Origin of the sequence: Ruoffia sp. FAM 20857 (assembly GCF_045528645.1) — a bacterium.
GTDB classification, from domain to species: domain Bacteria; phylum Bacillota; class Bacilli; order Lactobacillales; family Aerococcaceae; genus Ruoffia; species Ruoffia halotolerans.
This window is the reverse complement of the sequence record NZ_JBGQRB010000013.1, coordinates 22,118-43,263: the sequence shown is the minus strand read 5'-3', so window position 1 is coordinate 43,263 and position 21,146 is coordinate 22,118. Positions and strand designations below refer to the sequence as shown.

The 21,146-nt window shown below is 37.1% G+C and carries 19 protein-coding genes; 2 read left to right on the top strand and 17 right to left on the bottom strand.

What is annotated here, in order from left to right; genetic code table 11:
• Nucleotides 1–5: 5 nt before the first annotated feature.
• The 12 genes from prfB to ACEN4N_RS04565 form a co-directional block, all read right to left on the bottom strand.
• A protein-coding gene (gene prfB, locus ACEN4N_RS04620) for a peptide chain release factor 2 (protein ID WP_407089452.1) occupies nt 6–1,107 on the bottom strand; the annotation gives its coding sequence in 2 pieces (ribosomal slippage) (nt 6–1,034 and nt 1,036–1,107; 1,101 coding nt in all).
• Nucleotides 1,108–1,219: 112 nt separating this feature from the next.
• Nucleotides 1,220–3,619, bottom strand: coding sequence for a preprotein translocase subunit SecA (gene secA, locus ACEN4N_RS04615; RefSeq protein ID WP_407093774.1), 2,400 nt, complete (start codon nt 3,617–3,619; stop codon nt 1,220–1,222).
• Nucleotides 3,620–3,892: 273 nt separating this feature from the next.
• Nucleotides 3,893–4,447 (bottom strand): ribosome hibernation-promoting factor, HPF/YfiA family, encoded by a 555-nt coding sequence (hpf, locus tag ACEN4N_RS04610; protein WP_407093773.1) that lies wholly within the window; start codon nt 4,445–4,447, stop codon nt 3,893–3,895.
• 225 nt (nt 4,448–4,672) lie between these two features.
• Complete coding sequence (locus tag ACEN4N_RS04605) at nt 4,673–5,332, bottom strand: potassium channel family protein (RefSeq protein WP_407089449.1); 660 nt, start codon at nt 5,330–5,332, stop codon at nt 4,673–4,675.
• Nucleotides 5,333–5,343: 11 nt separating this feature from the next.
• Nucleotides 5,344–6,681, bottom strand: a complete 1,338-nt coding sequence (locus ACEN4N_RS04600; protein WP_407089448.1) for a TrkH family potassium uptake protein — start codon at nt 6,679–6,681, stop codon at nt 5,344–5,346.
• 13 nt (nt 6,682–6,694) lie between these two features.
• Entirely contained in the window at nt 6,695–6,910 is a 216-nt protein-coding gene (locus ACEN4N_RS04595) for a hypothetical protein (protein ID WP_407093772.1), read from the bottom strand.
• A 201-nt stretch (nt 6,911–7,111) separates the two neighbouring features.
• Nucleotides 7,112–7,891, bottom strand: a complete 780-nt coding sequence (locus ACEN4N_RS04590) for a ComF family protein (protein ID WP_407093771.1) — start codon at nt 7,889–7,891, stop codon at nt 7,112–7,114.
• A complete protein-coding gene (locus ACEN4N_RS04585) occupies nt 7,872–9,251 on the bottom strand; it encodes a DEAD/DEAH box helicase (RefSeq protein ID WP_407093770.1) in 1,380 nt (459 codons plus the stop codon). Before ACEN4N_RS04585 ends, ACEN4N_RS04590 begins: the two co-directional genes overlap by 20 nt.
• Nucleotides 9,252–9,838: 587 nt before the next feature.
• Nucleotides 9,839–10,408 carry an NADPH-dependent FMN reductase gene (locus ACEN4N_RS04580; protein ID WP_407089446.1) on the bottom strand — a complete coding sequence of 190 codons (570 nt, stop codon included), beginning with the start codon at nt 10,406–10,408 and terminating at the stop codon, nt 9,839–9,841.
• A 14-nt stretch (nt 10,409–10,422) separates the two neighbouring features.
• Nucleotides 10,423–11,499, bottom strand: a complete 1,077-nt coding sequence (locus tag ACEN4N_RS04575) for an LLM class flavin-dependent oxidoreductase (protein WP_407089445.1) — start codon at nt 11,497–11,499, stop codon at nt 10,423–10,425.
• A 13-nt stretch (nt 11,500–11,512) separates the two neighbouring features.
• Nucleotides 11,513–12,592: an LLM class flavin-dependent oxidoreductase gene (locus tag ACEN4N_RS04570; RefSeq protein ID WP_407089444.1), complete on the bottom strand. Its 1,080-nt coding sequence runs from the start codon at nt 12,590–12,592 to the stop codon at nt 11,513–11,515.
• A gap of 146 nt (nt 12,593–12,738) precedes the next feature.
• Nucleotides 12,739–13,605 (bottom strand): DegV family protein, encoded by an 867-nt coding sequence (locus ACEN4N_RS04565; RefSeq protein WP_407089443.1) that lies wholly within the window; start codon nt 13,603–13,605, stop codon nt 12,739–12,741.
• A 203-nt stretch (nt 13,606–13,808) separates the two neighbouring features.
• Here ACEN4N_RS04565 and ACEN4N_RS04560 point away from each other — a divergent pair, with 203 nt between their 5' ends.
• Nucleotides 13,809–14,462 (top strand): YigZ family protein, encoded by a 654-nt coding sequence (locus ACEN4N_RS04560; protein WP_407089442.1) that lies wholly within the window; start codon nt 13,809–13,811, stop codon nt 14,460–14,462.
• A gap of 43 nt (nt 14,463–14,505) precedes the next feature.
• Here the strand turns inward: ACEN4N_RS04560 and ACEN4N_RS04555 are convergent, their stop codons facing one another.
• The 5 genes from ACEN4N_RS04555 to ACEN4N_RS04535 form a co-directional block, all read right to left on the bottom strand.
• Nucleotides 14,506–15,372, bottom strand: coding sequence for a DegV family protein (locus ACEN4N_RS04555; protein ID WP_407089441.1), 867 nt, complete (start codon nt 15,370–15,372; stop codon nt 14,506–14,508).
• A gap of 128 nt (nt 15,373–15,500) precedes the next feature.
• Complete coding sequence (locus ACEN4N_RS04550) at nt 15,501–16,499, bottom strand: MraY family glycosyltransferase (RefSeq protein ID WP_407093769.1); 999 nt, start codon at nt 16,497–16,499, stop codon at nt 15,501–15,503.
• Between the two features lie 34 nt (nt 16,500–16,533).
• The gene (gene nadE, locus ACEN4N_RS04545; protein ID WP_407089439.1) at nt 16,534–17,361 is read right to left on the bottom strand and encodes an ammonia-dependent NAD(+) synthetase; all 828 of its coding nucleotides are present in this window, start codon (nt 17,359–17,361) and stop codon (nt 16,534–16,536) included.
• 3 nt (nt 17,362–17,364) lie between these two features.
• Nucleotides 17,365–18,864, bottom strand: coding sequence for a nicotinate phosphoribosyltransferase (locus ACEN4N_RS04540; protein WP_407089438.1), 1,500 nt, complete (start codon nt 18,862–18,864; stop codon nt 17,365–17,367).
• Nucleotides 18,865–19,082: 218 nt separating this feature from the next.
• Nucleotides 19,083–20,018: a 2-keto-3-deoxygluconate permease gene (locus ACEN4N_RS04535; RefSeq protein WP_407093768.1), complete on the bottom strand. Its 936-nt coding sequence runs from the start codon at nt 20,016–20,018 to the stop codon at nt 19,083–19,085.
• A gap of 150 nt (nt 20,019–20,168) precedes the next feature.
• Here ACEN4N_RS04535 and ACEN4N_RS04530 point away from each other — a divergent pair, with 150 nt between their 5' ends.
• A complete protein-coding gene (locus tag ACEN4N_RS04530) occupies nt 20,169–21,128 on the top strand; it encodes a YdhK family protein (protein ID WP_407093767.1) in 960 nt (319 codons plus the stop codon).
• Nucleotides 21,129–21,146: the final 18 nt, after the last annotated feature.

The window sequence follows — 21,146 nt, the reverse complement described above, 5'->3', positions numbered from 1 at the left end:
TTAGATTATTCAATGGACCATTTTAGATAGGCATCAATAAAATCATCTAAATCCCCGTCCATGACTTTATCGGTATTTCCAACTTCATAATTTGTACGGTGGTCTTTAACCATTGAGTAGGGATGGAAGACGTATGATCTAATTTGTGAGCCCCAGCCAATCTCTTTTTGATCCCCTTTAATTTCAGCTAGTTCTTTTGCTTTTTGTTCAACTTCAAGTTGGTGCAGTTTCGACTTTAATAGTTTCATCGCTTGTTCACGGTTTTGAAGTTGTGATCTTTGAGCCTGACTTTGAGTCACCACTCCAGTTGGAATATGAGTAATACGTACAGCAGAATCCGTCTTGTTAACATGTTGTCCACCGGCACCACTTGCACGATATGTATCAATTCGAATATCATCTGGATTGATATTTATTTCAACTGATTGGTCAATCAAAGGCATTACCTCTATAGAAGCAAAAGAAGTATGACGACGTGCATTTGAATCAAAAGGCGAGATACGAACTAAACGGTGGACTCCTTTTTCTGATTTAAGTAAGCCATAAGCATTATGTCCTTTAATCTCTAAGACGACACTTTTTATACCCGCTTCGTCTCCAACTTGATAATCTAAGACTTCAACGCTGAAACCTTTATGATCTGCATATCTTTGGTACATACGAAGGAGCATACTTCCCCAATCCTGGGACTCAGTTCCTCCAGCACCGGGATGAATTTCAAGAATAGCGTCATTTTTATCATATTCACCAGAGAGTAGTAGCATTATTTCATAACTATCTATGGCTTTAGAAAGAGCTTCAGTTAATTCCTCAGCTTCTTGATACATCTCTTCATCTTTCGTTTCATTATATAATTCAAGTGCCATCGTCAACTCTTCAACTTGGTCTTCAAGTGAGCTAATGGTTTGGTATGTTTCTTTACTACTGTTTAACTCTTGGATGACTTCTTGAGCTACCTCATTATCATCCCAAAAATCTGGTTGACTCATTTGATATTCATAATCTGCAATATCCGCTTCTAATGCGTCTAAGTCAAAGAGACCCCCTAAAGCTATCCATCTTTTCTTGAGCAATTTCGACAAATTGTGTCATTTCATAAAGTTCCATCGTTCTATTCACTCCATCTAATTAAATTCCTTTGTAGTATAGCACCATAATAATCTTTCGTAAAAGAAAAACCGGCAGTGATAATTCCCCTGCCGGCTAACTTATTCAAAAATTAGTTTGTTCCACCTGGTTTATTCACTTGCTCACGTTCAACATTTTGTCTTACTTGAGCTTTCATAATAAAGCGAGTGACATCATATTCAATCGCGGCAACCATTTCTTCAAAGCGGTCAAATCCTTCTGTTTGGTATTCAGTTAATGGATTCGTTTGGGCATATGCTCTTAGTCCTACACCTTGACGTAAATGATCCATCATATCAATATGATCTGTCCATTTAGAGTCAACAACACGTAAGATAATTACTTTCTCAAACTCAGCAATTTGTTCTGGTCCATTAAGTTGAGAGATTTTTTCACTATATACTTCTTCAGCTTTTTCATATAAGAAGTTTACTAATTCCTTTTTATTTTTACCTTGTAAGTCTGATAACTCTAAAGTTTCTGGATTTACAATCGCTGAATGTGCGAAGTCTAGTAAAGATTCTAATTTCCAATCTTTTTTCTCACCTTCGGTTGCATAAGCAACTTGGCGTTCTATGGTACGTTTGATCATTGCTTTGACATAATCTGTTAATGGTTCACCTGCATCAATCACTTCGTGACGTTGTCCATAGATAACTTCACGTTGTTCACGCATAACTTCGTCATATTCAAGAACATTTTTACGTGTATCATAGTTATTACCTTCTACACGTTTTTGAGCTGATTCAACTTGACGAGTTAACATGCGGCTTTGAATTGCTACATCGTTCTCATCTTCGTCTTCGTTTAATTTCTCCCAGAGTCCTTTAATACGGTCTGAACCGAAACGACGCATTAAATCATCTTCTAATGATAAGTAGAATTGTGATGCACCTGGGTCACCTTGACGACCCGAACGACCACGTAATTGATCATCGATACGACGTGACTCATGACGTTCTGTACCGATTACACATAAACCACCTAACTCCTTCACTCCGCTACCTAGTTTAATATCGGTACCACGACCAGCCATGTTGGTTGCAATTGTAACTGCACCGCGTTGACCAGCTTGCATAATAATTTCTGCTTCTTTGAAGTGGTTTTTCGCATTTAATACTTCATGCGGTACACCTTTTCTAGTTAAAAGTTGTGATAAATATTCTGATGTTTCTACCGCAACCGTACCAACTAGAATTGGTTGGCCTTTTTCGTGACGGCGAATAATTTCATCCGCTACTGCGTTAAATTTCGAGCGTAGGTTCGGGAATAATAGATCCGCTGCGTCATCACGAATCACTGGACGGTTTGTTGGGATTTGAATAACATTCATCGCATAAATTTCACGGAACTCATCTTCTTCCGTCTTAGCTGTACCAGTCATCCCAGCTAATTTGTTGTACATACGGAAGTAGTTTTGGAACGTTACTGTCGCCATAGTCTTAGACTCATCTTCAATGTCTACGCCTTCTTTCGCTTCAATCGCTTGGTGTAGTCCATCTGAGTAACGACGTCCTTCCATGATACGTCCGGTAAAGCCGTCAACGATTTTTACTTTTCCTTCGTCAACTACATAGTCAATATCGACTAACATAATGTAGTTGGCACGTAAGGCTTGGTCAATATGGTGAACAAGTGCAGTATTATCTACGTTATATAAGTTTTCTAAACGGAATACTTTCTCTGCTTTATCCACTCCGCCGTCTGTTAAGTTGATTGATTTTGATGTTAGATCAATTGTATAATCTTCATCTTCTTTTAACCCTTTAACAAAGTAATCGGCACGCGTATATAAAGCTGTTGATTTACCAGCTTGCCCAGAGATAATTAAAGGAGTTCTTGCCTCATCAATTAAGATTGAGTCAACCTCATCGACAATCGCGTAATAAAGTGGTCTTTGAACCATTTGGTGTTTGTAAACAACCATATTATCACGTAAGTAGTCAAAGCCTAGTTCGTTATTTGTACTATAAGTAATATCTGAGTTATAAGCCTCACGTTTTTCGCTTGGGTTCATTGAGTTTAAGTTCAAGCCAACTGTTAGGCCTAAGAAGCGGTACACTTCTCCCATTTCTTTCGAGTCACGAGTTGCTAAGTAATCGTTCACTGTTACAACGTGAACACCTTTACCAGCTAACGCGTTTAAGTAAACTGGCATTGTTTCTGTTAACGTCTTACCTTCACCAGTCTTCATCTCAGCAATATTACCTTCATGGAGAATAATTCCACCTTGGATTTGAACTTTATATGGGAATAATCCAAGTACACGACGAGCTGCTTCTCTTACAACAGCGAATGCTTCAGGTAAAATGTCCTCTAATGTCTCTTTATTAGCGAGACGGTTTTTAAATTCAGTAGTCATGTTACGGAGTTGTTCATCAGTCATTTCACGGTAAGTAGGCTCCATAGCCATAACTTCGTCAGCGATTTTACTTGTTCTGCGTAATTCGCCTTTATCATTTTCAATTAAATTTTTAAGAAAATTAGCCATCAATACTGCTCCTTTTATTCATTATCTATGTCATGTAAGACCTTGATTCAGTCTGAACCGGCCAATAGTTAAACACACTTCCCTATTCTAACATGAATATCGAAAAATGAAAATATCAAATAGCATTCATAAGCACTCTTATCAAGAATTTCAGGGGTTTTTCTCATTGTCTTTAAAGTAATTTTTAATTCTTTGTAATTTCTTAAAATATATCAACAAAAAAGGCAAAGGACACATTGTCCCTTGCCTTTTAATATCTTTATAATGCTGTCATTAGAGTGATGAGGTTTCTAGTAAGCCGTAACGACCATCTTTACGACGGTAAACAATTGAAATTTCCATTGTTTCAGCATCTGTATAAATAAAGAAGTCATGACCTAGCATGTTCATTTGTAGAACTGCTTCTTCGCTGTCCATTGGTTTTAAATCTACTCGTTTAGAACGAACGATTTCTAATTCTGGGTCTTCAGAAACTGGCTCCGCTGGAGCAGATGTATCTGGGTATAAGCCTTCGAAACCACGTTCTCTTGACTTACGGTTAATTTTTGTTTTGTATTTTCTTACTTGTCGTTCTAATTTATCCACGACAAAGTCAATACTTTTATATAAATCTTCACTTGTCTCTTCTGCACGAAGAACTAAGAATGGTAATGGAATTGTTACTTCAGCTTTTGCAGTTTTATCAGAATATACTTTTAAATTTACATAAGCAGTTGCGTCCGGAACGTCTGTAAAGAAACGTTCTAATTTTTGAACTTTTTTCTCTGCATAATCGCGAATTGCTTGTGTAACCTCGATATTTTCTCCACGTACATTATAGTTAAACATACTAATCCCTCTTTTCCAATATTTTCTAATACTATGAATTAATTAAACTCAAAGTTAATATGGAATAAATGCAAGTCTCTATTATTCACTCAACTTTACCTCTCACTTAACATTTGATTCTAAAGAATAAATAGTGATTAGGAAAAAAAGTAGTTATCTACCACTTTTATTTATTATATCATAGATCCAGTATATTGAAAACGTAAACACTCTCTAGATTTCGTATTAATTACGAAACTGTTGTCTTAAAGTATCACCGGTCGAAATCCCAAGAAATTCATCATTTTCTTGAATGATATAATCCCCAGTGAACTCCACGTGAAACTGCTCCGTATTTTCTTTGCGAATGGCGATAATATTCGTACCGTATTTTTCACGGAAATTCATTTGGCTTATTTTCTTACCAATCCACTTGTCTTTTACTGGGAAAATACTGATATTGTTACGGTTATCAAGTCCAATTAATTCATGGACCGTTGGGTTACTTAATTCACGTGCAATTCGAACACCCATCTCTACTTCTGGTAATATGACACCGTCCGCACCAACTTTTAGTAAGACGTCTCGGTAATCCGCATTTTTAGATTTGACGATAATTTTTTCGATGCCTAATTTTTGTAGATGGAGAATAGCTAGGATAGTATCTTCTAATCTTTGTGATGTTGCAACAACTGCGATATCACAGTCACCAACACCGGCATCTTTCAGTTGATCAATCTTTGTAAAATCACCTTGAAGGCATTGAGCTACTTCATCAATAATCTCTTCAACATGATCCATATTTTTGTCCATCCCAATAACATCAATATTTTCTTTAGTTAAAGTACGCGCTAGTGATGTTCCAAATAAACCTAAGCCTAACACGGCAATTGTTTTTCTTCTCATAATTTCTCCTTTTATCCTACCATAATATTCATTTCTGGATAATGCACTTTAGATTCTTTCTTTGGTCCGCCTAATGACCAAAAGAAAGTCATTAATCCGACACGTCCAACAAACATTAATAACATCATGACAAATTTGCCTATAACTGTTAAATCTGGTGTCAAACCAAGTGACAAACCAACCGTTCCAAAACACGACATGACTTCCATTAAGATATACTCCATTCCAAAACCATGCGGAATCTCTTCGGTTATAAAGAGAATCATTGAACTCGATATTAGCATAATGATACCCACGAAGATAATGAAGAACGCGCGTTTAACGTTGTCATAAGAGATATGTCTCGAGAAGACATTAATTTCTTCCCCTTTAAACATTCGGTACATAAACATAACAACCAGCCCGATTGTTGACACTTTCACTCCCCCAGCGGTTGAGCCAGAAGATCCACCGATAAACATTAATATGAAGGTCATAAATAAACCTGCATGAGAAACGTCCATGTAATCAACATTCGCGTACCCTGCTGTTCTTGGGGTGACCGCCATGAAGATAATATTGGCTAATTGATCGCCAAGAGAAAGGTGATTGAATGTCCCATAGCGCCATTCTGATAAACCAATAAATATTATACTGATTGTCAGAATAATCCCCGTCAAAATTAGGGTGAATTTAGAATAACGAGTCAGTTTTTTATTCTTCGGAAAAGAGATAATATCCATCCAAACAATAAAACCTAAACCACCCGAAAATATTAAACTCGCGATTATTAAAAGGATATAAGAGTTATCTTGAAAGCCGATTAAACTATCTCCAAATAAATCAAATCCTGCATTATTAAAGGCTGAAATACTATGAAAGATTGAATAAAAAAAGCCGGTACTTAACCCGAGTCTTGGGATTAAAACAAAACTTAACGCTAAAGCCCCCAGTGCTTGAATAGTTAAAGACACTTTCACGATACTTTTTACGATATCTTGCATCCCATAACTTGAAGATAAATTCAGTGTTTCTAGAACTAGATTTCGTTGTTTAAGATTAACTTTTGCACCGAGTATAGTGAAAAAAAGCATCCAAATCGTTAAGAATCCAAGCCCTCCAATTTGAATTAAGGTAATAATAATGGTTTGGCCAAAGGGACTCCAATGTTCTGCTGTATTCAAAGTGACTTGACCGGTCACACAAATAGCAGATGTAGCTGTAAATATCGCATCAACGCCATTCGTCCAATTACCTGCTTGTGAAGACACTGGTAACATGAGCAAAAACCCACCAATTAGGATAAGTGACAAATATATACAGACTACAATTTGCGGAATAGTTAATTTATCTATGATTCGATTTTTCATTTTTTCTTACAACTCACTCCTTTCTGCTTTGACTCATACTTTTGATCATCCAAAGAATGTAGTCAATGATGTAGGCTACAAGGACTGAAACCGGGTGAATCCATTCTTGCATTTGAATCGCTAAGTAGATTGTTCCAATGACAAGCGCAAATGATAGGACAGTATAAAGAATGTATAGTCCCATATTGAATGATTTTTTATCAGATACATATTTTAAATACTTATACATGAATGTTCTTCGTATGAAAATAAAGAACCAACCATATAACCAACCTAGGCCATATGACCATTCAAATATGCATAATATTGCCGTGATTATTATAATAAAAACAGCAAGCGTCCGCCTATTCAATCTGTATTCACCATTTTCTTTTTATAATGAGCCTATACTAGCATACCCTTATTTAAAACACAATTAAAAGCCTTGTTATTACTCGCTCAATTGGTCTCTAGCAACACTAACGCTTATTAACCGGATTATTCTATCACGTTCTTCATAAAATTGATACAAGATTTTTTTAGCATGAATAAGCGTGGCTCCAGTCGTATAAATATCATCAAAAATTAACCAGTTTTCTTTTGACAAGTCTAGTGCCTCTTCTTTAATTTTAAAGGTGTTATTTAGATTTAATCTTTCTTTTTTTGATTTTTTTGCTTGCTTTACGCCGTCACCGATATAGTCAAAAGGAACTTGATAGGGTATGTCTGCTACATCTAGTAAATAAGCAGTAGGGTGGAATTGTCGGATTTTTAAACTTGTCGGGGAACTTGGTAATACTACCCATTGGTACTCCTTGTATTTTTCATAAACCTCTTTTAAATATGGGGATAGAATGGCAGCCATACGAACGTCACCATGGTATTTGTAATTTACAATCCACTCTTGCATCGCTTCATTATAGTCAAATAAGGCTTGGTGACTGATTAGTTGACTCGGTGTATTTTTATGCCAATTCGCACAATCGAAACAATACGCCTGCTGAGATATGACTATAGGTTTTAAAAAAACATTTTTAGAGCTAACCTCTAAAGGCCGCCCACAACCTTTGCAGTCATCAGTATGCGGGATTAGTAAATTAAATTTACTTTGACATGTTTGACAAAGAATTGGAAACGCTAATGGTTTAAAAGTAAATAATTGCTTAATAGATAAGTAATGATTGAGGTGTTCACTACAAATTACGCAGATATCACTTTGAGCTATAGTCATCGATTAATCCCCTTTCATTGGCCAATTGATTCATTTCCTTAATTTGCTTACGTGCTTCTAGCATTGCAAGATTCTTACCTCCATGGGCATAAATTAATTCTCCGGTGGGAAAATTAGGTTTACGACCGACACGCCCGCTCATTTGAACTAAAGCTGATGTTGAATATAGTTGACTCTCTGATCCCACAATACATACATGACAATTGGTGAAAGTAACTCCTCTTTCAAGGATGGTCGTTGATATCAGCGCGTCATAATTACCATCACGCAATGCTTGCACTTTCTCTTTTCTCTGGGTATCTTTTGCATGAACTACCGCAATCTTCAATTCTGGCCAAGCTTTACTCAACCATGCAAACAGATTCTCCGCCAAGCGAATATTTGGCATAAAGACTAATTTCACTCCCTCTAGATTTAGAAACCAATTGAGCAATGAGTACAGTCGTCTTTTTCTGCGTTTTTCAATTTGTTGGCGCCAATCACCTATCCAAAAAAATTGCGGCTCGGGAAGCGGATTCCGGTGATACCTTGCGGGAAGAATGGTGGATGTCATATTTTTATTAGCAACTTCTTGCGTTAAATGTTGATCAGGCGTTGCAGTTAAATAAACCAACTTCCCATTGAGCTTTCTCACTGCTCTTTGCGTCGCAAAATGTAAACTGACATCATTGACGTAGGGAAAAGCATCGACTTCATCAACAATTAATAAATCAAAAGCGTCTTGAAATCTTAATAACTGGTGAGTCGTAGACACTACTATCGGAGAATAACGATACCCTTCCTCACTTCCACCATAAAGGAGAGTGACATCAACACTTTCAAAAGCTGCTTGAAGTCGGGGTTTCAATTCCATACAAACATCGATACGAGGCGACGCTACACAGACTCGACCGTTGCGTCGTATAATGTGATCAATCACTGGAAAAATCATCTCTGTCTTGCCTGCTCCTGTCACCGCATGCACCATATGGGTCCGGTCACTGTCCTCTAGACTTTCAATTAAATCTTTTGAAGCGCGTGCTTGTTCAGGTGATAAAGTTCCCTGCCAAGTGAGTTTACTCTGTGTTGGTGTTGTTAGATAACTTTGTTGGTCTTGTAAGTAATAAAGCGAATCGCCTTGAAGAACTCGCCCCATCTGTAGACAATTTAAACAGTACACGCGCTCATCTGTTAAATTGAAGACGGCTTGAGTGGGTAAGGCGGTGAATAATTTAGATTGTTGATTACGACAACGCCGACAGCAATAACCATCTTGAGTTATTTCAATTGCTGGTTGTTGCTCCATTTGGTCTAATACTTCATTGAGTTGTGGTGTTTCATCTAAGTCACTTAATTGCAGTTCTACTTCTGCACTAGTCAAAAGTCGTCCCCGCAGATTTTTTAGGTAATCTTCTTGTTGGATTGGAATCACTATTTCTTCCAGCCTTTCGTATTTTTTGAACGCTTACCGTTCTATATATAAATACGTATTTTTAAGGTGTTTCCATTATTAAGTTTTTATAAAAATTTGCTTTTGATGACACTAAAGACGATCCGCATTCCCATTTGACTTGAGTTGAAGTAATTAAAGACAAACCACAATCTCATTTGGCCTAAGACGCCGTACTGTGATTCCAGACAACAAAAAAACCGTTCCTCAGTTTTCACTGAAAAACGGTCATTGCTTATGATAGGCGAATACTATTAAGTTTTTCTTGAACCAGTTGTGGGCGAAGGGCTCCTTTGATAACTATTTCTCCATTCATCACTAAGGCAGGAATATAATTGATGTCAAAAGATCTTCGCGGTTAAAATCGCAGTTCTTCACTGTGCAGGTTCAAAGGAAATGACCGTTGTTTTACTGTCGCTTCTGGAAATTTCTTTAAAATCTCTTGCAAACGTCTGGATTGGATATAACAATACGAGCAGACAGAATTGTGAAAAATTCGATTTCCATAGTCGCGTCCTCTAAAAACCAAACATGTCGTCTTGTTTATTCCAAACTTCCTTGTAAGTTTCTGAGATTGAAATCGTATCATCCAGTAAAGTTTGTAATCTCAATTCGATTTCATCATTGACTTTGCCATCCGTATTAAAGTCCGTGTCAATAGCATAAACATATTTTGGAATAATAACTCCATGCATATAATGGATAATTGGTTTAATTTGGGTTTCTGGAACTAAGTAATGGCGTAGTGATCCTCCAGTAATAATTAGTCCGATCACTTTTCGGTCAAAGGCTCGAACGGGTAATAAATCAAACAGATTTTTTAAAGCAGCTGGAATCGATGCTTGGAAGATTGGTGCGCCAAACATAATGACATCACTTTCCATAATTGCTGACGCTACTTCTAATGTATCACCCGAATAATCTAAATAATTGCGTCCATCACTGAATTGAATTTTCTTATCTTGAATATTTAAATAGCGAATATCATGTTCAGTTTCGTAGGACTCTTTCATCAAATTATAAAAAGTCGTCGTTATTTTCTTAGTTTTAGTTCCACCGGTTGAAGCGGATAATATTAAAATTTTCAATCGATTACTCCTAGCTATTTCTTAGTATGTTTTTTAACTTCTGGAATGACTTTTGTTGCTAATAAATCAATCGTACGTTTGATGTCATCGGTTGAAACACCACCTAAATCGATTTGCCCAACATAGCGATCCATTCCAAAGACTTCGTGTTGATATAGTAACTTTTCAATAACTAAACTTGGATCTCCAACATTAATGATGCTTCTTGAATCTAGTCCTTGAGCAAACTGCTGTTTAGGGAATGACTGTCCATTCGAGTGAACCATTCCTGAGTTTACATGTGGGTAATACTCTTGGAATGCTTTTTGAGCGTCTTCACGAACATATAAATAACTCGCTGTTGCGACTGGCAAAGTGTTTACGTCATAACCTTCGTGAACCGCAGTTTCACGGTAAGCATCCGTTAAGTGTCTAAAGGCTTCAGCAGGGCCACCTAAGTAAGCTAAGTAAAGCGGAATACCTGCAATCGCTGCGTTTCTAGCAGAATTTAAAGAACCACCAACCGCACGCCAAATTGGCAAGCTACCTGATTCATTATCCGGTCTTGGAAGAACTTGCGCATCATTTAGAGGTGCACGGAATTCCCCTTCCCATGTGACACGTTTGTTTCGGTTAATTTTAAGTAATAAATCTAGCTTTTCTTCAAATAAAGCTTCATAGTCATCTAATTTGTAACCTAATAAATCAAAGATTCCGACACGAGAAGCACGCCCTGCGACTATTTCGAATCTTCCGTCTGAAATTAAGTCAATGGTTGCCGCATCTTCATAAACGCGGACTGGATCAGATGTACTGATAATGGTTGCACCAGAAGTTAGTTTGATATCTTTGGTTGCTTGAGCGATCGCAGATAGAATAATCATGTGTGCTTGTGACACAAAATGTTCTTGATGTGATTCCCCTACTTGGAACACATCCATTCCTGCTTGTTCAGCAAGTAAAGCCATCTCAATGATTTGGTCAATACGCTCTTTCTCAGACATTCTAACACCTGTATGTGGATTGGTTACAATATCTCCTAATGTGTAAAGACCAAATTCAATTCCGTTTGATGTATCAATTTGTGGTAATGTATTTTTTTGAGATTTCATAGTGATTTCCTTTCTATGACTTCGTATATTTTTTTACAGTGGGCATAACTTTATCAGCTAATAAGTAGAGTGTCTTTTTCACTTCGTCAAACTCCATCCCGGCAAAGTCAATTTCAGCACTAAATCGCTGTTGTTTAAACGCTTCGTGTTGGTACAAAATCTTCTCAATGATGAGTGATGGTTCTCCAATAGTTACAACGCTTTTAATACTTTGTCCTTGAGCTAATGCACGTTTGGGGAAAGACTCTCCATTCGTTAATTTAAAACCTTCATTGATATGCGGATAAACTTGACGGTAGGCTTCTTTCGTACTTTCACGAATAAAGACCCAACCACCCGTCCCGACAGGAATATTATCAATATCATGCTCTGCTTCTTTGGCAGCGCTTCTAAAATTATTAATGCGGTTTGCGTAGGTCATGACCGCTCCTGCTAATGTCGCTTGAAACACAGGCACGCCTAATTCACCTGCACGAATTGCTGAAGTCATTGTATTCCCTAAGCCTCGCCAAATAGGTAGATGATTCTTTAAAGGACGCGGCAATATTAATGCATCATTTAAAGGTGCTCTAAACTCACCTTCCCAAGTGACTCTTTCACCTTTATTTAGTTTCAATAATAACTCAAATTTTTCTTCAAATAATTCTTTATAAGCAACACTATTATAACCTAATAACTCAAAGGAACCAAACCTTGATGCACGTCCTACAATTAATTCCATTCGGCCATTCGATATTAAATCTAAGGTCGCTGCATCTTCATAAACTCGAACTGGGTCTAATACGCCAATCGTTGTAACTGCCGATGACAATCGGATATTTTTCGTCGCTTTTGAAATTGCTGTCAGAATAAGTAAGTGTGATTGTGATACGAAATATTCCTGATGAGACTCGCCTAATTGGAAAATATCGAAACCAGCATCTTCAGCAAGCTTTGCTAATTCAATAATTTCTTGAATCCGTTCCTTGGCTGAAATACGCTTTTTAGTATGTGGATTTGGTAAATGATCTCCTAATGAGTAAAGTCCAAATTCTATTCCATTCGATGTATCAATCTTAGGATTAGGACTGTGAATCAAACTCGATTTAGACATGTCATCCTCACTTTCGTCATATTTATATATTCATTTTACTACGTTTCTCTTATAGTATAAACCATCTTTGACCATTCTTGATAAAATTCGCTAAAAAAAAACAAGCCAAGAACGGCTTGTTAATATTTAATATATTATAATTGCAATTAATTTATTAGAGGGAGGATTAACATCCCTTTTGCTCCTTTACCAGTATGTGTTGAAATAACCGTTCCTAAACCATTTATACGTATGTTTATATTTGGGAATTTTGCTTCCATGCCTTGAGCGATTATCTCAACTTCTTCTTGGTCTAAAGCATGTGCAAATCGCACTTCAATCCCATCAGGGTATTCTTCGGATGCTTTTTGAACAAGTTCATGCCATCTTTGATACACTCTACGGTTTGTACGTAATTTCTCAAATAATACGATTTTACCTTCTTCGTTAAAGTATAATAGTGGACGTATTTTTAATAAATTTCCCAAGACGGCACTTGTCGTACTTAAACGACCGCCTTTAGCTAAATTGTCTAAGTTCTCGACCATTAAATATATATCCAAATGCGTTGCTTGCCAAGTGGCACGTCGATAAATCTCTTCAGCGTCAACACCTTCTTGACACCAAGTAATGATGTTCTCGATGATGGCCTCCATCGCAACAGACGCTGCTAAAGAGTCAATACAGTAGCTATCAATCAGATGTTTATATTCATCTAAAACCATTTTCCCGTTTTGGAATGTACCACTAATCCCACTAGATAGATGAATAGCAAAGATAGTATCGTAACCATCTTCAATAATTTGATCCACTGTGTCATAATAATGTCCAACAGACGGTTGTGACGTTGTTGGCAGTGAGGATTGAGTTTCTAACTGTTTGAAGAATGCTTCTTGCTCTTTTGGATCATTGGTGTCATGGGCAATCGAACCATCTTCAAAAATAACATTTAAGTTTACTTGATAAACATTTGGAAGTTGTCTCAATTCTTCTGATAAATATGCTGTACTATCAGTAATAATTGCTGGTTTCATTCTGGTCTCCTTTCTATAAGATTCTAAGATGATTTTATTCATCTCGATTAGACTATATTATGGAATTCATAGGTTTATGTCAACTAGTGATACTACCATTTTTTCTTATACTAAAGCTTCAATGTTCTTTTTACTTATTTGAGCTAGTAGTTTAAGCATGATAATATAGTCATAAGACAATTACATAGACAAGGAGCATCACTTTGGTTAATTATTATAGTATCAAAGAACCGATTATTCATGAGATTGATATTAAGAAATCTCGCTTTATTACGTATCTAATTCCCATTCAAACAGAAGAAGAATTCAATGAGCAACTTGCTGCGATCCGCAAAAAACATTATAAAGCGACGCATCATTGCCAAGCCTTTATCTTAAACGCAGATTCATCGATTCAACGTATGAGTGATGATGGTGAACCGAGTGGAACCGCAGGTGTTCCGATGTTAGAAGTTTTAAAGCGAAACAATCTAACCTATATTATGGCCGTGACCGTAAGATACTTTGGCGGAACAAAACTGGGTGCGGGTGGCTTAATTCGCGCTTATAGTATGTCGGTCAGCGAAACGCTAAACCACGCTAAATTGATTGCGAATGCAACGCAAATGGTGATTGAATTAACATTAGAATATAATCAAGTGGATAACTTTAACTACTACTTGGAACAAACGAGTACGCCTATTACAGTTCTTGACACTCAGTATACAGATAAAGTGTCTCTAACCTTAGCTTTGTATCTAGGTGACATTGAGCCGGTCCATCAAGAATTAATCGACCTATTCAGTGGGCAAATCGAATGGACTGAAATCGGTGAACAAACCGTTGATGTTCCAGTAACATCTACACAACCTAACTAAAGCAATTAGAGACTAGTATTAATTCACTTAATGCTAGTCTTTTTTATTTTGGTAACTTTGGTAAAATTCCGATTCCTAATGAGTTTTTACCCCCATGCGTTCCAAGAACGGGGGTTAAGTAGCCTACTCTAAAAGACATCTCCGGATATTTTTCCAATATTAACTCTTTCACTTCTAAAGCACTGTCTTCACAGTCCCCATGTGCTAAGGTCAAATCAATACCATCTGGATATTTAGCCACAGCTTCATCCACTAGAGTTAGGTACCTTTGATAAACTTTTTTAGTTGTTCTAACTTTTTCAAACACTTTGACTTTCCCCTCATCATCAAAATTTAAAATCGGACGGATTTTTAAGGTACTTCCTAGAAAGGCACCGAACGAACTTAATCGACCACCTTTCACAATCGCATTCAAGTCTTCAATGACAACATAAATCTTTGCTTGTTCAGAGAACCAGTTTAATTTTTCTTCGATCGTATCCAAATCAAAACCAGCTTCATTTAATTCAATCGAATATTCTAACAGTCGCTCTTCAACGTATGACGTTCCCTTGGAATCAATCATTCGAATATCTAAAGACTTTTGATATTGCTCACTAATCATACGGAAAGTATTATACGTCCCACTAATTGCTGACGCTAGTGTAATGATAATTACTGAATCGAACCCTTTTTGAACAATATCATCAAAGGATTCACTTAATTTCCCTTGTCTAGGTTGCGATGTCTTCGGTAAATCTTCCGTTGATTCTAAGCGTTGATAAAATTCTTTCATCAAACTTAAATCCGTTGTATCGGTATATGCAGCGTCTCCCCAAGTGACTTCAAGATTTTGCACATAAACATCAGAACGGTTTCCTAGAGTTTCATTAATACTCGATGAACTATCTATTATATACGCAGTTTTCATATCTATCTCCTTCAAATGACTTGGTTGTATTTTAATCATTACGAATTGTAACAAAGAAACATTAACTATGTATGTATTATATGGCCGAAAAATGCAAAAAAACATCGAAAAAGCGATGCTTTCAGTTACTATTTATTATCAAGGCGCGACATAAAGACCGTCAGTAGTACGATGAGCCCTCCAGATAGAAAAATAAAGACCCAACGGAATTGATGATAAAGTTGCGAAAATATCGCAAATACTGAAAAAACAAGCGTAATCCCAATCATCAATATCACAATTTGCGGCACGGTAAAACCTTGACGAAGTAAACGGTGATGCAAATGATCCTCATCTCGCTCAACCATCGATTGTCCATTTAAAAATCGTCTCACTATGGCGTAAGAAGTATCAAATAATGGTACTGCATAAAATAAAATCGGCACAATCAGTGAAAATATACTGATGTTTTTTAAATTATACACTGTTAAGGTCGCGAACATGAACCCAATAAATAATGCTCCTGTGTCACCTAAATATATTTTGGCAGGAAACCAGTTAAATGGTAAAAAACCTAGAATCGATGCTGCTAATAAAACGAGCATCATAATGAGAGTGAGTCGAATTGACAGACTTGAAATGTAAATCATGACTGTCAGTGTCACTAAACTTGTTGTCGCAACACTACTGACTAAACCATCTAACCCATCTAATAAATTCATCGCATTCGTTACAAAATAGATCCAAGCAATTGTTAATACGTAACCTAATGAGTCAAATAACCAAGCCGGCACTTCAGCGATTAATACAGATGAAAAAGCCACATCCGTATAAAAATAAATGACATTCGCCGCGATTAATACCCCTAAAGTCTTCTGCCAAGGTTTTAAATCAAAGGTATCATCGATAATTCCAGTGATTAACACAATGGCAGAGGCTAAGAAGATATTCCATTGCGGACTGCTAAAAAGCAAGACTGGAAACATCGTAAAAAAGCCCAGCCAAAAGCTAGCAAACACAGCAATACCACCATAATTAGGCGGTTTCCCGTCTTTGTTAGGAAGTAGCTTTTGCAATATAAAAGTAAAACAAAAAGAAGCGATGAATGTCAGCAATATATTCCATCCGCCTACAGTTATGACTGCCAACATTCTCCCTCCTTTAACTCACAAATCTTTTAATTTATTTCCAAAAATCATCATAAACCGTAATAGGTAAATGGCGTTTATGACGTGTTCTGATAAACCAATCTTCAATGACTTTGGCATCTTTTTCAGCCACATCTTCCCCACGTAAGTAAGCATCAATCGCTTTATAACTCACACCAAGTGCATCTTCATCAGCTAGTTGTGGACGATTTTCTTCTAAATCGGCTGTCGGAACTTTTTCATAAAGTTCTTTGACAGCACCAAGTTCTTTCAACATTTCTGCTCCTTGACTCTTGTTTAAGCGCCAGAGCGGCAGAATATCTGCAGCCCCGTCTCCGAATTTTGTGAAGAAGCCTGTCACACCTTCAGCCGCATGGTCTGTACCAATCACGGCTCCTGCTAGTTGACCTGCAATGGTGAATTGTGCAATCATACGCTGACGTGCTTTGACATTCCCCTTATGATAATCATTCACTTCAATATTATTGACTTCAACAGCCTCAATCATTGTATTTGTGGCTGCTTCAATGTTAACCGTCATTGTTTGGTCGGCTTGAATAAATTCAAGTGCTAGTTGAGCGTCGCTTTCATCTGCTTGAACTCCATAAGGTAAACGAACCGCGATAAATTGATAACGTTCATCACCGGTTTCCTCACGCAATTCAGAAATAGCCATTTGAGCAAGTCTTCCTGCTAAAGTCGAGTCTTGTCCGCCACTAATTCCAAGAACATAAGTAGAGAGTCCTTGATTCTTTAATAAATAGTTTTTTAAAAAATCAACCGAGCGACGAATTTCTTTTTGGACATCAATCTCAGGTAAGACTTTTAATTCTTCGATGATTTCTTTTTGTAATGGGCGCATAGCTTACTCACCTTCCTTTGAAAGCTCTTCTTCTATCTCAAGGACATGATTGTCAACTTTATCACGAATATCTTTAATGCTACGCATCTTTTCATCGTATAAGTTTTGAGACAGATCGACTGGATATTGTTCTGGATTCAAGATACGTTTGTACTCATCCCATAAATCAGAGATATTATGAGCCGCATAGTCACGTATTTCGTCGACTGATGGTAAATCATACACACATTTACCGTCTTTCCAAACTTCGGTAAGTAGTGGACGTGCGGTAAAATCAACGACAGTCTTATTAATATAAGTATGAACCGGGTGGAACATAAAGAGTGACTCTTCTAAGTCTGGACGCTCTCCAATAAGTGCCACGTAATCTCCTTCTGATTTACCATCATGGTTACGTGTTATACGCCACACTTGTTTTATTCCTGGTGTAGAAATTTTGGCTGCATTACTTGAAATTTTCATTGTTGGCACTAATTCGCCTTTAGAGTTTTCGATACTTACTAATTTGTATACGGCACCTAAAGCTGGTTGGTCATAAGCTGTAATCAGTTTTGTACCAACACCCCAGTCATTAATTTTAGCCCCTTGCATACGCAAGTTCAGAATAGTCTTCTCGTCTAAATCGTTAGATGCTATGATGCGCGCATCAGGGAACCCTGCTTCATCTAATTGTTCACGAATACGTTTTGATTGATAGGCCATATCGCCTGAATCAATTCGAACACCGATAAAGTTAATTTTATCACCTTGTTCCTTCGCTACTTTAATTGCGGTAGGTACACCTGAACGTAAAGTATCGTATGTATCTACTAAGAACACCACGTTCTTATGCGTTTTAGCATAAGCAGTAAAAGCTTCATATTCATCACGGTACGCTTGAACTAATGAGTGAGCATGTGTTCCAGAAACGGGAATACCAAATAATTTCCCTGCACGCACATTACTTGTCGAATCAAACCCGCCAATATAAGCCGCTCTTGATCCCCAAATCGCCGCCGCTGTTTCTTGAGCACGACGTGATCCGAATTCTGCTAAAGAATCGTCTTCGTCAACGACTGATTTTAAGCGCGCTGCTTTCGTCGCAATTAAAGTTTGGTAATTCAGCATATTTAGAATGGCCGTCTCAACTAGTTGACATTGACCTAACGGACCTTCAACTTGAATCAATGGCTCATCTGCGAAACATAATTCACCTTCTCGCATTGAACGAATGGTTAAATTGAATTCCATATTCTCTAAATAAGTCAAAAATTCTTCCGGATATATTTCTAAGCTTCTTAAATAGTCCAAATCGCTCTGAGTAAATTTCAAATTATTGATATAATTTAAAATCCGCTCTAACCCTGCAAAAATAGCAAAACCATTCTCGAAAGGTATTGATCTAAAATAAGATTCAAAGACTGCTTTGCGTTGATCCATTCCATTCTGCCAATAGGTTTGTAACATATTAATCTGATACAGATCTGTATGTAACATTAAACTATCATCTTCAAATTTATACATAAGCATCCTCCAGTAAACTGTTTACTTCATTTCTTGTATATTATATCACATAACTAATAGTGTATTTTAACTCGCCACTAATTATTCGAGCATCACTTAAATTATTTTAAATATAGCATAAATAGACCAGATTTCATATATATTACACTTTAATGGGCTTTTATGAAGCAATAAAAAAACAAGAAACTTCCGGAAAAGTCTCTTGCCTAATAAAATTATTATGATAATTTATTCTCACGTGACGATAATTTAGCAACAATTGAAGGTGTAATCACGCTGGTGATGACAACTGCCATTAATGTTTCAGATGCAGCGGCAGTTATGTATTCTGCAAGAACCTCTGGATAAATACTTCCTAAAATTCCTGCTGTTGAAACTGATAATCCAGCAACTGTCATAAATGTCGCACCAACGGACCCATCATTGCCTAAGACATTGCGGTCAATAACAACAAAGATGACACTTACAATATAGAAGACAATTGTTACAATAATTCCTGCTCCTCCTGCTTGGAACGCTTCAATTAAGTTCATCCCGTAACCTAAGTTCCAACCCATTAACATCGTTAAACCTGGTAAAGCGGGCATGAATAAACTTCTAAAATTCGGATCAATATTGCCAAAGGCAATCCCTGCTGCCATCGGGATAAGTGTACTTAAAACAGGCGTCCAGTCCATGCCGCCCCCACTTGATATACCAAATACAATCATTGGAACTGCAGCGATACTGAATAGACCTGTGATACCGTAAACTGCTGTATCTTGTTCCGTTCCGTATTGTTGCATTAATGATAAATACACAGCTGGGTTAATTGAACAAATAACAATTGTAAATGCTAAGGCATTAATTCCAAAAACTCCTGGTAAGCCAAAGATTGAAATATACAATAAACTTAATCCAACTCCAACAGCAAATTTAACTAACAATAGAACACCTTGACGTTTTAAAGCATATCCGATTTTCTTTAAGTCAATCCCAGTTCCCGAGCAAAAAACAATCGCACCAACGATTCCGTTCGTTCCTGAACCTCCAAAAATATGTTCAGTTAGACCGCCTACTTGGAACAAGTTTGGCCAAAAAGTATATAATATTGCACTTATCAACATAGGGACAAGAAATGTTCCAGCAGGAACTTTTTTAATCGCATTTAACACTAAATTTCAACTCCTCTTATTTATTGAAAATCCTATCATAGCATAGTTTAATACTTGTAACTATAAAACATTCTGTGTGAACGTATTAATCATATTTTTTGAAATCGATTTAAATTTGTTTTATAGTAATAAACAGAGGAGATGTTATATATGAAAAAATACATTAGTAAAAGTGCAATGGTGCTCTCAGCAGTGTTATTATTCGGAGCATCCTCCGCAACAAGTTTAAATGGCGTATTTGCTCAAGACTCAGATACAGTAGACGAAATTTCTGAATCGATTGGTGATACGGTTGACAATGCATCTGAATCGGTTGGGGATACAGTTGATGACGCAGCAAGTGATATTAGCGATGCTGTGACAGGTGAAGAAAGTGAATCAACAACGGAAGAACCTGGAGAAATGACGCATGATGACGAAGGTCGCTTACCTGGAAATATTAAGATTGAACGTGAACCTACATATAAAGTAGGCGACGATGTTCAAATTAATGCAACACATATGCCTGGTATGGAAGGCGCTCAAGGGACAGTTGTTGCTGCCTTTGATACTACTGCATACGAAATCTCTTACACACCAACAGATGACAGTGAACCCGTAGAAAATCACCGTTGGATAGTACAAGAAGAAATTGCTGAAGCAGCTGATCAAGAAGACGTAGACGCACCGTTTGAAGTCGGTGATGAAGTGACAGTTGAAGCTTATCATATGCCTGGTATGGAAGGTGCAATGGCTACAATCGATGCCGTAAATGAAACAACTGTTTACTTAGTTGATTACATCGATACTGAAAGTGGCGAAGAAGTCATTAACCACAAATGGGTAACAGAAGATGAGTTAGCAACTTTAGATGGCGCAGAAGAAACTGCTCCAGCTACATCAGAGTCTACTCCTGAATCATCAGAAGATGAAAGTGGAAGCGAAGAATCATCATCAGAAGATGAAAGTGGAAGCGAAGAATCATCGTCAGATGAAGAATCTGGATCAGAGTCTGAGTCTACTCCTGAGGAAAGTTCAGATGAAGAATCATCATCCGAAGAAGAATCAAGTGAAGAAAGTACACCTGAAGAATCTAGTTCGGAAGACTCTAGCAGTGAAGGAACTGAATAATTACGAATAACCCTATCC